Raw genomic sequence first — 14,707 nt, 5'->3', positions numbered from 1 at the left:
TCTACTCCTTTATATGATCCATTATTTTTAACTGTCCCGCCTTAAAAGTACCAATAAGTGTTGCTAGGAGTACGACACTTAGGAGAGCTAACGGGCAAAAAACATAGGCAGATAGTGGATTAATGATAAAATTAAATGAAGCTGCACCGAATGATGCAATGATCGTGGATGTCAGGAATTCTCCTAATGTGTTAGCGAGAACTGTCCCCACAGTAATGGCCAGCATCAAGACAACAACTGAACGTGCCGCATATTGTATGGAAATATCTACGTTTGTAAAGCCCATCGATTTCAAGATAGCAATGGGAGATCGATCCTTTGCGATAAGCATTTTCATAAACAACACTGTCATCAGCACACACATAAGGAGAGCTCCTACAAGTGCTACACTTGAAACTTTCTTAATAGCACTGATGGTCGTTCCGAATGTTTGATAAATATATTCCTCGATGCCTGAAACCTTGGCAAAATGAAATCTATCTGCATACTCCGTAACCTTTTTTTCGACTTCCGATTGATTAGACAACGTTCCATAAAATACGTTCCACATACTATCTGTAGAATCATCTAAGAATGCTGCCTTCGCTGTTTTCCCACCATTGGTAATATCTGAATAAATGCCACTCACTGTTAAACTTTTCATTTCACCTTGGACGATAAGGATAATAGTATCACCCACTTTTTTGTGAAGCTCCTCCGCATTAAGAACAGAAAGGGCCATTTCATCCTGGGCTACCGGCGCCCTACCTTGCGCATATTCTACTGGGAAAACGGTATGGTCGCCCAACTCTATTTTTAGACTCTCTTCCACTCCGTCATCTGTCATTGTTGTAAATTTTTTTGTCGTCAGAACCGTATAATTCGTAATATCTTTATCACGCTCTAGCGTTTCGAGCACAGCTGTTACATGCTGAATATGTTGGTCCCCTTGTGGGATATCTATGCGGATGTCACTATTGCCAATCCCCATATACGTGATAAATTTTTTGGAGGAAATGGTATTGTATAAATTTTGAGGTACAATAATGATAAATGTTGCTAATAGTAAGACAGTAAGCATCGTGGCATATAATCTTTTACGGGATAGTACATCCTTCACGCCCAAAAAGAGATTGATAGGAAGCCTTTTATTGGTGCTAATTTTTAGCCACCTCGCATGTCTTGCTTTACTTTGCACCGCTCCAAATCGGATAGCCTGAACAGCCGAAAGCTTACGAAACTGTTTCAAAACAAATTGTACATAAATCAGAATGGAAGCAAATACTAGCACAAGACCTATAATAGTGAACAGCCAGATAAGTGCCGTATTGGCTGTATCCCCCATATAAAGACGGATATTTGCTAAAAGAATATCCCTTACCATAAATGAAAAGGTAAAGCCAAGCACACAGCCCAAGGCCGCTATCACACCGTATTTTGCAAGATACATTTTCTGTATATCGGCAACCCGTAAACCAATTGCCTTCATTACACCAATTTCACGATAATCCTCTTCCATTTTAGTTAGCAATGTAAAACGGATACACATCAATGCAATGACCACCACTAGCACGCTGATTAATAAAATAACAGCGATCATCAAACCATCTGATAGGGCATTTAGCATTTTAAAGAGCGGCCACGTAATCGTAGGTCCGTTCGCTTCTAAATCTGCACGTTGATAGGCCTCTTCAAAGCTTCTCAAATCAGCCAAATCTTTCAAACGAAACTCTATTAAATATTCAATAGTGCCAACTGCCTTAATGGCTGCATAGTCCTCTTCACTAACGAGAAATCGTTTAGACGACGCTAGCATAGAATTCATTTGTGAATCCCTTAAAAAACCTGCAACTGTAAATGGCTTATTATGGATCATTACTGTATCACCAAGCTTGGCTGTGCCGTCCCTCATATAGCCTACAGGTACGTAAATATCTCCTTTTTCCACGTCAATCACACGGCCATCAAGGTCTAGTAAAAAATCAAACTTCTCACTTTGGGTGGTAAACCCATTGTCCTGTACATTTTGTGCAAGTGTGTTGCCTGCAATGTTTATCTTGGCACCATCTACATTGAGAAATTCATTTATCTGAAATTCATCCACCTGCTCATTGCGCTCCGCAAAATGAATGAGACGCTCTTGATCGATAGTACCCGAATGCATTTGAAGAAAATGAGATGTTTCCGCTTGCTTTAATAATGTATCAATGGAAGTGGATAAATGAACAATAAGAACGGCCGAAAGCGTAACAAGCATAGCCGCACCTGCCACAAATAATGTTGTCAAACATGTAATCACCTTACTATTCGCTATATCATTCCGTACAATTTTGAAATACATAGGTCACCCCTTTGTCAGTATTAAGACCCTCATCCATTTATTTCGTCTCGCCTTGCCCTGCATGACTAAACATTTTCATCATGTACAACAAACTACCGCTTTCCACGCCAAGCATTCGCTCCACATTGAAGATAAATGCTGGGATACGAGCGGCCCGCTCTTCATCTGACAACAATACCAAGTCATCATCGAAGACGGTATTTGTATAAGCGACAATCATCTCCATACATTCGTATGGGTACGGTGTATGATAAATCCCTTGCTCAATACCCTCACGGATGATGTCCGTCAATAATGGCGGCACTTGATTCATGACTACCTGCTGTATTTTTCGATGCATTAATGCATTTTGCGGCTTATGAATGTGGTCCATAATTTCCTGACCATTTTCATTTTCATTCTGCATATTTAATGCCATCACAACCCTTAATATGCGCTCATTCACCGCAATACTGTTGTCCACTGCAACTGCCCTTGCTTTCGTTAACATGGTTTCGGTATATCGTTCGATGAGGGCATCCATAATATCTTCCTTGGATTTAAAATGGTAATATAGCGTACCGCGGGCAATCCCAACTTTTTCAAGAATATTATTGGTGCTAGTGCCATCGAACCCCTTCTGCGTAAACAGCTCATCTGCTGCATCTAAAATTTCATTTCTCCGTTCCTCTGCTTTTTTCATTTCCCTCATCCAAACACTCCTCTCAATAGACCGACTGACTGTCGATTTATCTTAGCTTTATCGTAGCATAACTATATTCTATTGGCAATATTTACTACATTTTTTTATTCTAAGTAAATACGGATGACCCGTGTGAAAAAATGACAAAAGCCATCGAGAGTTATTCTCTCGACGGCTTTGAACTACAGTCTTTATCCTTCGTTCCGTTTATATTCTAAAATATCCCCAGGCTGACATTCTAACGCCTCACAAATCGCCTCTAATGTTGAAAAGCGAATTGCTTTCGCTTTGCCATTTTTCAAAATAGAAAGATTCGCCATCGTGATGCCAACCTTCTCTGAAAGTTCAGTTACACTCATTTTCCGTTTCGCCAACATGACATCAATATTGATAATCATCGCCATAGTATTCACCTCAAACCGTTAAATCATTTTCTGATTTGATATCGATGGCATTTTCTAGTAGCTTTTGAAGAACAGCAGCAAAAACTGCAACCACAAAAGAAGCACAAATAATAACCATTCCAATAAGTATAAGACCAGGGGCATCGTCTACTTCTGCAGCATAGTATATCAGTGGCATGCCCACCAAGTAAACACTACTAATGATAATTGCACAATATTTAATATTAATTAAAGCTTTCACTGACAGCTCTGAAAAAGCAATGTTTTGATCAATATAGCTTAGCAGCTTGATTGTTGTATATAGAGCAACAAAATAAGCAATTGCCGTTGCATAGACGCCAAGTAATGCAACAATGGTTAAGATTGGAGAATGCTGAGCTGTATCTAAAGCAACACGTGGCACCACCCATATACATAAAGCAAAAACCGGCAATCCCATTAGAAAAACAGCGATCTTTAAAAAGAGCGTTTCTCGTTTCATATTACGCACCTCTTTTATTTATTATCTTCTTCAATTTACCATAACATTTATCGTTTTTCAATAAATTTTTATCTAATTTCAAGAAATCATTAATTTCCATTATGTAGTTTATTCCTTCTATTTAATTGTGTTATAATCTGTTTTACCATTTTTGAAGGGGGTAATTCAATGTTTTACCAAGCAACAGACAAAACAATCGAAACAGAGCGTCTCATGCTCCGACTTTTTACAGAGGCTGATGCACCTGAAGTAAGTTTGTTATGTAACAATTTTGCCCTTTACAAGAGCACGTTAAATTTGCCCTATCCTTATACGTTAGATTGTGCTTTGTCATGGATTTCCAACCATCTACAAAATTTTGAACAAGAGAAACTATATGAATTTGCTATAACGGACAAACAAAGCGGACATTTATATGGGGCTATCGGGCTATCCAATCGACAACAGCATCGAAATGGAGAAATGGCTTATTGGATTGGGGAACCGTATTGGGGGAATGGCTATGGAACAGAAGCTGCTCGTGCCATCATTGAATTTGCCTTTAAAGAAAAACAGTATCATCGTGTCTTCGCGCAGTATTTTCTATCTAATCCCGCCTCTGGCAAAATCATGGAGAAGTGTGGCATGTGCTATGAGGGAACGTTAAAATCTCATGTTTTTAAAAATGGTACTTTTGAAGATATCGTATTTTACGGCATTATTAATCCTGACAGCAGCTTGTAAACGTATTTAAAAGAGGCACCTACTATAAAGTCATGCCTCTTTCTCTTTAAATACCATTTCCCACATCACAATAATGGTTATAGTGTGTAATTTGGTTACGTCCATTACGCTTTGACTTGTAAAGTGCTTCATCCGCATGCTGAATCAGCTCTTCCACTTTCTTGATTTTGCCAAAATGATTCGTACTAACTCCGATACTAAATTCCAATTGAACCGTTTCGCCATTTACCGTGAGTGACAAAGCCGTTAAGGTTTGATAGAGGTTGTCGGCCAATGTTTGCACCGTTTCCCCCTCTTTTACTTGACTGAGAATGATAAACTCGTCTCCCCCAAAGCGAGCAACGATAGCTTCAAAGGGTTGAAAATAATCTTGTAATGTTTTAGCAGTATTCGTTAGCGCATCGTCTCCAAATAAATGGCCATTCATATCATTGATTTCTTTAAAATGGTCTAAATCCACCATCATCAACGCTAGTTGCTGATTGCTTTCAGCTGCTTTTTCGAGCATCCTTTTGGCATTTTCATCAAAATAACGTCGATTGTAAATATTCGTTAGCGGATCAAAATAAGCATTTTTTTCAAATTGCTTTTTATGATCATTGTACTCCATTTCAAATAATACATGTGAGTAATTTTCACGTTGGATTTCTAACAAAATATTAATATATTCCTTCTGAACAGCACATAAAACAATTTTATTCCCTTGATCCTCAATTAGCTTCACTAATGAATTATAGATGATTTGGAGCAAGGACAGGTCATTGTTTTGCAAAGCATAATGTTTAGTCTTTTGATATAAATCAATAGCCTCACTTACGCGTCCTTGTCGTTCACAAAGAACAGCATATGCATTGAAGACCTCTAATTGTACTTTTGAATAGGGTGGGTTATGAATTGTTGCTAATAATTCTTGTAATAGTACATTAGCCTCATCAAACTCTTCCAGCCATATAAGTGCTACTGCTAGGTTTGTTTTTGGATACATAATTCCTGTATAAGGTTCTTTATGCTGCACTTCAAACGCATTTGAGTAATAAAGACTTTTTAAGGCGAATTCCTTGGCTGTGCGATAATTGCCCATTGATATTTCCAAATCGCTTAGATTATTATAAATTTTCCCCAGGCTCTCCACATGTTGAATAGATTCAGCAATTTTTAATCCCTTTAACATCAGCTCTTCAGATTTCTTTAAGTGACCAAAAGTCCCCCAATAAATGGCAGCTATATTATAATATTGAATAAGATCAATATCATTACCATGTTGAAAAGTCAGCTCTCGATATTGTTCAAGTACACTAATCGATAGCTGTAAATCACCAGTTTGAAAATAACTGGCACAGCTATAACGTAATAGAAGGATGGCCTTATCATACATTCCAAGCTTAATGGCACTTTCGACTGCGGCACTACTTATTTCTATATATTCTAAAAAACGATCCGCGTTATATAATTCATTGAGCGTAATCCATAATTCTTCAAATTCTTGTACGTTCATACCGCTCCCCCTTATTTTCACCCTTACATCTTTAATACTACCTGCACGAATAAAATATTACAATTCTTTGGACTCATTTGTTTTTACAAAATTAAGCAATTAATACTAGACAAATGAGTGATTGTGTATATTTTCCTATGTTACTATTTTTATATTTTACTGGTAAATTTAACATGGTACTTTCACTATAATTTTCTCGCAACCAAAAAACAAGCCTCTTTCACAGAGACTTGTTAAGATTCTTCAATACCCAATAATTCTTTTAATTTCTTGGCCTTTGCAGAGGTAAATTTAACTTCTCCACTTCCTCTCTTTTGGAGATAAAGTAAACCTCCAATAGCCCTTCTATATTTTAATACGCCCCCCTCCCCCTAACCGTATCAAATTTTTTCTTAAAGTGTATTGACCTTGGAGCTTACTCCAATGTTAGGATGATTGTAGGAGGTGCTTTTATGAAAATTAAACAATTTGCTGAGAAGTTTGGATTATCCACCGATACAGTCCGCTATTACGAAAAAGAGGGACTTTTACATCCGCAGAAGTTAAACAATGGCTACCGTGTGTATGATGGCACATGTGAACAGACCATGAAATTTATTCTCGTCCTACGCCAGCTTGGCTTTAGCTTACAAGAAATTAATTTTTTACTGACACTCGAACAGAAACCTATATCCACGGAATGTAATGAAACAACCGTACAGCTATTTTCTGCAAAGATTGCCCATATTGAACAGCTCATGTACTTTTATCAGCACGCACTACATTCCTTACAGCTAACCAAAGCATTAATGGCTGACGGACAATTTCAGAACAACCAAGAAAAAATTAACTTACTAATGGAAGATATGTACCAAAACTTACAGGAAGGTCGTGGTCACAATGAAACTACGTAAAATTCTCTCTCTAGAATATGTCATCGCCTTTATCATGACTATCTTTTTTTATGGGCACTTAGATTTTTCATGGCTATCATTTATGATATTTTTACTTTTACCTGATATCACGATGCTCGGATATATGATCAATTCAAAAATGGGGGCCCTTTTCTATAATATTGGACATAGCTTTGTCATACCGGCCGTACTTCTCGTAATCGGCTTTACGCTATCTACGCCAATACTTCTAATGGTTGCCTTGATTTGGCTAGCACATATTTTCTTAGATCGAGCACTCGGTTACGGTTTAAAATATGAGGAAGCCTTTACGAAAACACATTTACAGCAGATTGCTTAATGAATAAGAGGAAGCCTGAATAAAGGAATATCAATGGTTGAGCAAAACCATAAAAAAAGGTGGTCAACGATAAAACAATAGCGTACTCCTACTATAAAAAGCAGGATCCTCATCTGAGATCCTGCCTTTCACTTTTTATATTAATCGTTTTAAAAGTGATTCATATAGCCCTACCATCAATAATCCAATCAATATCGGAATAAGTGAAGTAAAGCTGAAATAAAAGCCTACTTCATCGTATCGACCCGTAAAATGAAATTGTAGCCAAGACACTTGATAGGTATCCCCTACCCCGTATAAAAAAATAGTTGTAAATAAAAACAATGCAAGACATTTCATCCCATGTGCTCTTTTCATAGCATCACCTCATTGTACAATTTCCATTTGTTGTGCATAGCTTATAAGATCCTCAATCGTTAACTCTGGATTTTCGCCAACGATACTATATTGATAGCCGTTTTCTTGCCAAGCAATCGAACGGAAATTTTTATCATCCATAACCGTTCCTTTTTGTCCTCGAATATCCATCTCTTTTTCATTTAAGATGGGACCAATTTCACTCATACTCTCATCCGCTTTAAAAATAGTGATGAAAAACGCTGGCTGCCCATCTAATCCAAAGTCAAAGGAATATTCTGGTCGATCCTCTAATCCTTTAACCATTGAAATTTTATCTATAGAAAGGGCATTTTCTTGCGGAACCATTAAAAACTTTCCTAGTTGTTGCTTTGCTTCGTCCCATGAAATTAATGCTGAAGTATCTTCACCGCTAATTTCTTGGATCGTTACATCCTCTGGTAGATCAAGTATAAATTGTTGATCATCTATTTTTTCATCAACATTTATTTTTGAGTATTCGGTGATTATTTGATTACCTGCATTATCTGACTTCATTTTTAACATCAGCCATGTTTTTTTGTCAATCCATGCTTCTATATCCCCAAATAGTGATTCGGTTTTTGTAGTTTTTGCTACAATTTTATATGTGTCTCTTCCAGCGACCTTCTCTTCGCCTGCTATCTTAATCTCATGTGTATCTTTAACCAAATTAAAAACAAGCTGTACCTCTTCCCTAGGCGATCGTAGCCCGTCAAGTTCGCCTTGTGGATACGCCATTTTAAAGGCTGTATGTTCCGTGACATCATAGCTTATCAGCTCAGAGTCAGTTTTGACCGTGATGACATGTTCACCATTGTCACCTTTCATTTCTATACGTCTATACTTATCCTTGACCCATTCTTTTACCTGAGCTTTGCCCCCTAGCTCTCCCATATCTAACGTATATTCGCCATAATAGGTAAGCGGTTGCTTCGATTCTTGGAGCGTCTGCTCAATAATTTCCTGGGGTGAATACGATGCCTCGGTATTACAGCCTACTAAACTAAATGTCATGACAGCGATTAAGCCTGCTGCTCGGCATGAATTTTTCCAACTCATAGTTCGTCTACTCCTTTATTAGGTGGAAGCCAGCAGACAACAGCTGTTCCAATGTTCTCACTAGAAAGCAGCTCTACCGTACCACCATGTTTTTCAATAATTTGTTTCGTAATATTTAAGCCAAGTCCCGTGCCTCGTTCTCCAGCCTTTGATCTGGCATGGTCCGCTTGATACATGGGCTCGAATAATTTTACAATGTCCTTTTGTGGCAAGCCCTGTCCGCTATTTTGCACAATCATATACATACCCTCTTGCTTCGTCAAAGCTGGCTTAAGGAAATCAAACCCCCATTCCGGAACACTTCCAGCTTTAACCGCTGCTAAACCAATAGATGTGCCGATCTCACCATAGCGCCAAGCATTGCTCAATAAATTATCAATTACACGTTGAAGTTGTTTAGGGTGCACAGCATATAGCCCATCTACATCACAGAACACTTCTAATGTAAACCCCTGTTCCTCACATAACGGTTCATAGTCTGACAAAGCCATCTCAAAAAATTCTTCCCCATCTACGTCTACCAGCTCTAATTCATAGCTCGTAGATTGGAGTAATGTAAACATTAATAAATCTTCTAGCATATGCTTCATTCGATCAGCCTTCGTGATGATAACCCGCTGATAGTCTGCTTGCTGCTGTTGTGATAAGCCATTGTTTAGTAAGGATTCCGCATAGGCTTGAATAGCCGTAAGAGGCGTTTTTAAATCGTGGGAGATACTTGCAATCATCATTTCCTTTTGCTGTTGTTCTACTTTTAAGGAAGCTCGGGTCTTTTCAATTTCATGTTGCATCGCCACAAATGTTTGAGCGAGTGAACCAATCTCATCTTTCCTTGTACTTAAATTAGATTCTATATGCTCACCTTTGGCAAAATTCCGCATTTGATGCATCAATTCTCGTAATGGTCGATTAAGTTTTCGATTAAGCAACAAAATGACCCCTATATAAATCACTAGAAACAGCAAGATAGAGCCTATAATGACAAGCCATGAACGCTTCTCCACGCCTTTCACCCAATCAGTTCTTATTAATTGAATTTCATAGATGCCTAACAAGTCCCCATTGCGATATACTGGTTCCTTGTAGGTAAAGGCGTTGTATGATTGTTGTAACTCATATAAACCTTTAAACATGCGCTCTTTCCATACATAGCCCGATTTTAACGGGTTAGAGGAATATAAGACAAAACCAGATTTCGTATAAAGTGTAATCGCCAACTGCTCATTGGTCAGCTCTTCTATTTCTTCTAAATTTGCCTGTTTTTGATATAGTGCTGGATTGTCAACGATTGCTTTTACCTGATTTAGCTCTGTCCACTTGTCAAAGTATTCCGCAACATTTTTATCTTGATAATAAGCATTTATCCACACATACAGACTATAAGCACCAGATATGGGCAACACCATAACAATAAAAAAAGTGATAAGTAACCAAGATTTTATTTTCATAGCGGTTCACCAATAAAACGATAACCCTTGCCCCATACAGTTTGAATAAAATATGGATGTTTCACTGAATCTTTTAGCTTTTCTCTTAGTGCCTTAATATGTACTGTAACAGTATGAGTGTCCTCTAACGTTGCCTGCTGCCAAATATACTGATACAGTTCCTTCTTCGTAAAGGTTTGACTCGGATTTTTTGCTAGTAGCTTGACAAGAGCAAATTCTTTTTGGGTTAATGCGATTTCTTGCTCATTAATGCTCACTATTTCCCGTTTCCAATCAATGATTAATCCATTTGCATAGGCAGTTTGCTCTTCTACTTCGTCTTGCTTGTTATAGCGTCTCCAGCGTCTAAGATGCGATGCCACACGAGCCTTTAATTCCTCCAAACTAAACGGTTTCGCGATATAATCATCCGCTCCTTGCAAGCCCTCCACTTTATCCGCTTCTTCCTTACGAGCACTCATCATGAGGATGGGGACATCACTTTCCCAGCGTATATTTTGACAAACCGTAAGACCATCCATTTCTGGTAGCATCCAGTCAACTAACACTAAATCAAATGGTTGCTTCTGAAAATCTTCCAGCCCTTCAAGACCCGTAGTTGCCCACGTCACTTGATAGCCCTCTTGCTCCAGCGTATCTTTGACAATGCGACCAATTGCAGCATCATCCTCAATCAGTAATAACTTTACCTTCATCAGTTCTCCTCCTGCTTAAACCTTACTACGGAAAAAGTGATTTTCCCTGAACTTTACACTTTCTTTATAATTAACTTAGAACGAATTCTTATTTTGCACAAATGATTAGGATTGTCCATTTCTACTATGCGGAGCTATCCTTCTTCCCAAAACAAAAAAAGAATGCACAGTCGTTGTGCATTCTCCTCGTCAAACTAGAAAAATAAACTTAAAATATAGTAAATTAATGCTGCCATTACTGCAGAGATTGGCATAGTGATGACCCAAGTTGTTACGATTTTACGGGCCATTCCCCATTTAACGCCTTTGACACGATGTGCTGTTCCTACACCCATGATAGATGAAGAAATAACATGTGTTGTGGATACCGGTAAGTGAATTAATGTCGCACCAAAGATAATGGAAGCCGATGCTAAGTCGGCTGCGACGCCATTCACTGGGCGAATCTTCATAATTTTACCGCCCACCGTTTTGATGATTTTATATCCACCTACTGAGGTACCAAGACCCATTGCTGTAGCTGCTGCAAAGCGCACCCAGAAAGGGATATCGTCACCTGTGTGTAATCCTCCTGCGATTAAAGCAAGTGTTATAATCCCCATTGCTTTTTGCGCATCGTTCGTTCCATGTGTAAATGATTGTAGGGCAGCTGTCCCGATTTGCATGGTACGGAAGCCTTTATTTGTACGGTATAAATTCATATCTTTAAAGATGACCTTCAATAGGGTCATCATTAGGAAACCAGCGGCAAACGCTAATAATGGTGAGAAAATCAGTGCTTGTAAAATTTTAATAAACCCTGCATAGTTCAAAATATTGAATCCTGCTGCTGCAATAGCGGCACCTGCTACTGACCCAATTAATGTATGGGAAGAACTTGACGGAATTCCAAAATACCATGTAAGTAAATTCCATGTGATAGCAGATAATAGAGCTGCTAAAATAACGACAGAACCCGTGATATCGCCATCAAAAGCATTTAAGCTAAACGGGTCTACAATGTCTTTTGTTAAGGCTTTTGCTACTCCAACAAATGTAATGGCTCCGACGAAGTTCATAACTGCAGCCATGTAAACCGCTGTACGTGGTTTTAACGCACGGGTTGATACAGATGTTGCAATAGCATTCGCTGTATCATGGAAGCCATTTATAAAGTCGAATACTAATGCAAATATAACGACTAATATGGTAATGAGTAATATTGTATCCATTTGTTACACTCCATCTTATGCGTTACGCATAATTATTGTTTCAATTGTGTTTGCCACTGTTTGGCAGCTATCAGCAATATCCTCGAATTGCTCATAAATATCCTTGAAAACAATGAGGCGCATTGGATCCTTTTCTTGAATAAATAACTGCTTCATTGAGGAACGGAAGATTTCATCACATTCCCGTTCGTTATCTTTAATTTGAATAGCATGTTTACGCATCTCAACAAGCTTTTTATTATTTAATAGCTCCATGGCTTGTACCATTTCATCTGTACTCTTCGAAATATATGTTAGGAATTGACGCATTGGCTCCGTTACTTCCGTTAAATTGTACATATTGAAGTGGGCAATACAGCCTTCCATTCCATCAATCACATCATCCAATTTATTCGCTAAAGCTAAAATATCTTCTCGCTCAATTGGTGTCATAAATGATTTATTAAGCATAACGATGAGCTCATGAATTAATTTATCGCCGCTTGTTTCATATTCTTTCATTGTATCGGCAATTTCTTTTAACGCATCTATATCTTGAATATGGGCATTATGAGCATAATAAATTCCCTCATTCACATTTTTAGCGATTTTTAATAAGGACTGAAAAAAAGGATCTTGCTTGTTTGAGTTGAACATCTTGTTCCTCCTGTAAAATAAAAATTATCAATATCTGAACCATCATAACAAAACATTTACACAATTCTACAAAATTTTAAACACTTACGTGTTGATTTTACAAAACTGTAATATAAAATTTGCCACATTTATTTTCAGGGCAGTTTCCAAGTTGAAAACGTTGGAAATCAAATAATAAAAATCACTATTTTTCTTTAAATATGAGCATTTTTTCTGTTATTTTTATAAAAATACTTGAAATTTACTTTTTCCCTTCTATTTGTTTACCACTTGAAATGTTAAGGAATTGTAAACAACATTTACATTCTAAATAAATATTCCTCTGTTATTTTTTACCTAAAGAATGTCGAAACATGTAACCTTTCCTATTTGTTATGCTCGTCCTCGTTGTTGCTTATACATAAAATAAAAAACAACAATTTTGTATAACTTAAAGGAATTCTTCAATTTTCTGTCAATTGACAAAAAATATTAGCGTGCTATAATACTTTTGGGCTTCACCGCATTGAAGCGAAGAAGTATTTAGTAGGAGGTTACATATGTTTCGAATTGAAGCTAAAAGCAACCCTCGATTTATTGAGGCAAGCTTCGTTATACTTTTAATTATTGCCACAATGGCTTTTAGTATTGGGTATTTAAAAGCAACACCCCATATCCCAATATTTCTGGTTATTTCACTTTTACTAGCCTATGGATTGTTAAAAAGAGTTTCCTTTCGCGATTTAGAAGGTGGGATGATTGCTGGTGCTAGTGCTGGATTGGGCGCTGTTTTCATTTTCTTCTTTATTGGTATTTTAATTTCGAGCTGGATTATGGGTGGAACAATCCCAACGCTCATCTACTATGGTTTTTTAACCGTTTCACCAAACTTTTTCTTTGCCATCGTTTTTTTAATTTGTAGCATTGTAGGTATTTCTGTTGGTAGTTCGTTAACAACCGTGGCAACTGTCGGTGTGGCATTTATGGGTATCGCAGGTGCCATGGACATTTCGTTAACAATAACTGCTGGTGCAATTGTTTCTGGCGCCTTTTTTGGTGATAAAATGTCACCCTTATCCGATACAACCAATCTTGCTTCAGGAACAGTCGGTGTAGATCTATTTGAACATATTAAAAATATGGGCTGGACAACAATCCCTGCTTTCCTGATTTCATTCGTACTATACGCCATTTTATCGCCAACAGGTGAAGCAACATCTTTTGATACGGTTGAGCAATTTAAAGAAGGATTGCTGTCTACAGGACTTATTCATTGGTATACATTATTGCCAATAGTTGTCCTTGTTATTATGACATTCTATAAAGCTCCTGCCGTTATTACATTAGCGGTTGTCTCAATTCTTGGAGTGGGTCTATCTTATACACTGGACCCCCTACCTGCTTCAGACGTCTTCAAAATTTTATTTGATGGCTATGTCTCTCACTCTGGTAATAAGGATGTAGATGCCTTACTGACACGCGGTGGCATGAATAGCATGCTATTTACAATTGCACTTGTACTACTGGCCTTAACAATGGGTGGCCTCTTATTCACACTTGGTATCATACAAAGTATTTTAGCCAAGGTTGAAAGCTTATTAAAAAGTGCTGGCTCAGTTATTACAGGCGCGGCGATTACTGGCATTGGCATCAATACATTAATCGGTGAGCAGTATTTATCTATCCTGTTAACTGGTGAAGCATTTAAAGCTCAATTTGCGAAGGTTGGCCTAGCTCCTAAAAACCTATCTCGTGTCATGGAGGATGCTGGAACGGTTGTCAATCCACTTGTCCCTTGGAGTGTCTGTGGTATTTTCATCACAAGTGTCCTCGGAATTTCCACACTGGATTATCTACCTTTCACCTTCTTCTGTTTACTCGGCCCGATTCTAACCGTTATTTTTGGCTGGAGTGGCAAAACATTAACAAAGCTTGAGCAATAACAAAAGGTAGCTGATTAAAA

15 protein-coding genes are annotated in these 14,707 nt (G+C 37.8%); 4 read left to right on the top strand and 11 right to left on the bottom strand.

What is annotated here, in order from left to right:
- Position 1: 1 nt before the first annotated feature.
- The 4 genes from ACP3VS_RS08355 to ACP3VS_RS08340 form a co-directional block, all read right to left on the bottom strand.
- Complete coding sequence (locus tag ACP3VS_RS08355; protein WP_426388532.1) at positions 2–2,320, bottom strand: ABC transporter permease; 2,319 nt, start codon at positions 2,318–2,320, stop codon at positions 2–4.
- A gap of 37 nt (positions 2,321–2,357) precedes the next feature.
- Positions 2,358–3,011, bottom strand: a complete 654-nt coding sequence (locus tag ACP3VS_RS08350; RefSeq protein WP_036166348.1) for a TetR/AcrR family transcriptional regulator — start codon at positions 3,009–3,011, stop codon at positions 2,358–2,360.
- Positions 3,012–3,193: 182 nt separating this feature from the next.
- The gene (locus tag ACP3VS_RS08345; protein ID WP_031419746.1) at positions 3,194–3,406 is read right to left on the bottom strand and encodes a helix-turn-helix domain-containing protein; all 213 of its coding nucleotides are present in this window, start codon (positions 3,404–3,406) and stop codon (positions 3,194–3,196) included.
- Positions 3,407–3,416: 10 nt separating this feature from the next.
- Entirely contained in the window at positions 3,417–3,887 is a 471-nt protein-coding gene (locus tag ACP3VS_RS08340; RefSeq protein WP_036166351.1) for a DUF2975 domain-containing protein, read from the bottom strand.
- A 168-nt stretch (positions 3,888–4,055) separates the two neighbouring features.
- Here ACP3VS_RS08340 and ACP3VS_RS08335 point away from each other — a divergent pair, with 168 nt between their 5' ends.
- Complete coding sequence (locus tag ACP3VS_RS08335; protein ID WP_012294016.1) at positions 4,056–4,610, top strand: GNAT family N-acetyltransferase; 555 nt, start codon at positions 4,056–4,058, stop codon at positions 4,608–4,610.
- 46 nt (positions 4,611–4,656) lie between these two features.
- Here ACP3VS_RS08335 and ACP3VS_RS08330 read toward each other — a convergent pair whose 3' ends face one another.
- Positions 4,657–6,105, bottom strand: a complete 1,449-nt coding sequence (locus ACP3VS_RS08330; RefSeq protein WP_036161350.1) for a tetratricopeptide repeat-containing diguanylate cyclase — start codon at positions 6,103–6,105, stop codon at positions 4,657–4,659.
- A gap of 452 nt (positions 6,106–6,557) precedes the next feature.
- Here ACP3VS_RS08330 and ACP3VS_RS08325 point away from each other — a divergent pair, with 452 nt between their 5' ends.
- Positions 6,558–6,998, top strand: a complete 441-nt coding sequence (locus ACP3VS_RS08325) for a MerR family transcriptional regulator (RefSeq protein WP_281486576.1) — start codon at positions 6,558–6,560, stop codon at positions 6,996–6,998.
- Entirely contained in the window at positions 6,985–7,338 is a 354-nt protein-coding gene (locus ACP3VS_RS08320) for a DUF4260 domain-containing protein (RefSeq protein WP_031419741.1), read from the top strand. Before ACP3VS_RS08325 ends, ACP3VS_RS08320 begins: the two co-directional genes overlap by 14 nt.
- 135 nt (positions 7,339–7,473) lie before the next feature.
- On the opposite strand, the gene ACP3VS_RS08315 is transcribed toward ACP3VS_RS08320, so the two are convergent.
- The 6 genes from ACP3VS_RS08315 to ACP3VS_RS08290 form a co-directional block, all read right to left on the bottom strand.
- Positions 7,474–7,695, bottom strand: coding sequence for a hypothetical protein (locus ACP3VS_RS08315; protein WP_012294012.1), 222 nt, complete (start codon positions 7,693–7,695; stop codon positions 7,474–7,476).
- A 9-nt stretch (positions 7,696–7,704) separates the two neighbouring features.
- Complete coding sequence (locus ACP3VS_RS08310; protein WP_036166357.1) at positions 7,705–8,775, bottom strand: LolA family protein; 1,071 nt, start codon at positions 8,773–8,775, stop codon at positions 7,705–7,707.
- Positions 8,772–10,223 carry a HAMP domain-containing sensor histidine kinase gene (locus ACP3VS_RS08305; protein ID WP_099805253.1) on the bottom strand — a complete coding sequence of 484 codons (1,452 nt, stop codon included), beginning with the start codon at positions 10,221–10,223 and terminating at the stop codon, positions 8,772–8,774. The genes ACP3VS_RS08310 and ACP3VS_RS08305 overlap by 4 nt, the downstream gene beginning before the upstream one ends.
- Positions 10,220–10,918 carry a response regulator transcription factor gene (locus ACP3VS_RS08300; RefSeq protein ID WP_031419736.1) on the bottom strand — a complete coding sequence of 233 codons (699 nt, stop codon included), beginning with the start codon at positions 10,916–10,918 and terminating at the stop codon, positions 10,220–10,222. The genes ACP3VS_RS08305 and ACP3VS_RS08300 overlap by 4 nt, the downstream gene beginning before the upstream one ends.
- 194 nt (positions 10,919–11,112) lie before the next feature.
- Complete coding sequence (locus ACP3VS_RS08295; protein WP_012294007.1) at positions 11,113–12,129, bottom strand: inorganic phosphate transporter; 1,017 nt, start codon at positions 12,127–12,129, stop codon at positions 11,113–11,115.
- A gap of 15 nt (positions 12,130–12,144) precedes the next feature.
- Entirely contained in the window at positions 12,145–12,765 is a 621-nt protein-coding gene (locus tag ACP3VS_RS08290) for a DUF47 domain-containing protein (RefSeq protein ID WP_031419734.1), read from the bottom strand.
- A gap of 539 nt (positions 12,766–13,304) precedes the next feature.
- Between ACP3VS_RS08290 and nhaC the strand changes: the two genes are divergently transcribed.
- Positions 13,305–14,687 (top strand): Na+/H+ antiporter NhaC, encoded by a 1,383-nt coding sequence (gene nhaC, locus ACP3VS_RS08285; RefSeq protein WP_031419733.1) that lies wholly within the window; start codon positions 13,305–13,307, stop codon positions 14,685–14,687.
- Positions 14,688–14,707 lie beyond the last annotated feature (20 nt).

Origin of the sequence: Lysinibacillus sp. VIII_CA, from assembly GCF_049943995.1 — a bacterium.
Lineage (GTDB): Bacteria > Bacillota > Bacilli > Bacillales_A > Planococcaceae > Lysinibacillus > Lysinibacillus pinottii.
This window is presented reverse-complemented; position numbering and strand designations above follow the sequence as displayed.

Excerpts from the sequence above, each read along its gene's own strand:
- nhaC (WP_031419733.1), top strand. The coding sequence starts at position 13,305 with ATGTTTCGAATTGAAGCTAAAAGCAACCCTCGATTTATTGAGGCAAGC.
- ACP3VS_RS08300 (WP_031419736.1), bottom strand. The coding sequence starts at position 10,918 with ATGAAGGTAAAGTTATTACTGATTGAGGATGATGCTGCAATTGGTCGC.
- ACP3VS_RS08350 (WP_036166348.1), bottom strand. The coding sequence starts at position 3,011 with ATGAGGGAAATGAAAAAAGCAGAGGAACGGAGAAATGAAATTTTAGAT.
- ACP3VS_RS08340 (WP_036166351.1), bottom strand. The coding sequence starts at position 3,887 with ATGAAACGAGAAACGCTCTTTTTAAAGATCGCTGTTTTTCTAATGGGA.
- ACP3VS_RS08315 (WP_012294012.1), bottom strand. The coding sequence starts at position 7,695 with ATGAAAAGAGCACATGGGATGAAATGTCTTGCATTGTTTTTATTTACA.
- ACP3VS_RS08320 (WP_031419741.1), top strand. The coding sequence starts at position 6,985 with ATGAAACTACGTAAAATTCTCTCTCTAGAATATGTCATCGCCTTTATC.
- ACP3VS_RS08310 (WP_036166357.1), bottom strand. The coding sequence starts at position 8,775 with ATGAGTTGGAAAAATTCATGCCGAGCAGCAGGCTTAATCGCTGTCATG.
- ACP3VS_RS08295 (WP_012294007.1), bottom strand. The coding sequence starts at position 12,129 with ATGGATACAATATTACTCATTACCATATTAGTCGTTATATTTGCATTA.
- ACP3VS_RS08290 (WP_031419734.1), bottom strand. The coding sequence starts at position 12,765 with ATGTTCAACTCAAACAAGCAAGATCCTTTTTTTCAGTCCTTATTAAAA.
- ACP3VS_RS08335 (WP_012294016.1), top strand. The coding sequence starts at position 4,056 with ATGTTTTACCAAGCAACAGACAAAACAATCGAAACAGAGCGTCTCATG.
- ACP3VS_RS08345 (WP_031419746.1), bottom strand. The coding sequence starts at position 3,406 with ATGGCGATGATTATCAATATTGATGTCATGTTGGCGAAACGGAAAATG.
- ACP3VS_RS08325 (WP_281486576.1), top strand. The coding sequence starts at position 6,558 with ATGAAAATTAAACAATTTGCTGAGAAGTTTGGATTATCCACCGATACA.
- ACP3VS_RS08330 (WP_036161350.1), bottom strand. The coding sequence starts at position 6,105 with ATGAACGTACAAGAATTTGAAGAATTATGGATTACGCTCAATGAATTA.
- ACP3VS_RS08305 (WP_099805253.1), bottom strand. The coding sequence starts at position 10,223 with ATGAAAATAAAATCTTGGTTACTTATCACTTTTTTTATTGTTATGGTG.
- ACP3VS_RS08355 (WP_426388532.1), bottom strand. The coding sequence starts at position 2,320 with ATGTATTTCAAAATTGTACGGAATGATATAGCGAATAGTAAGGTGATT.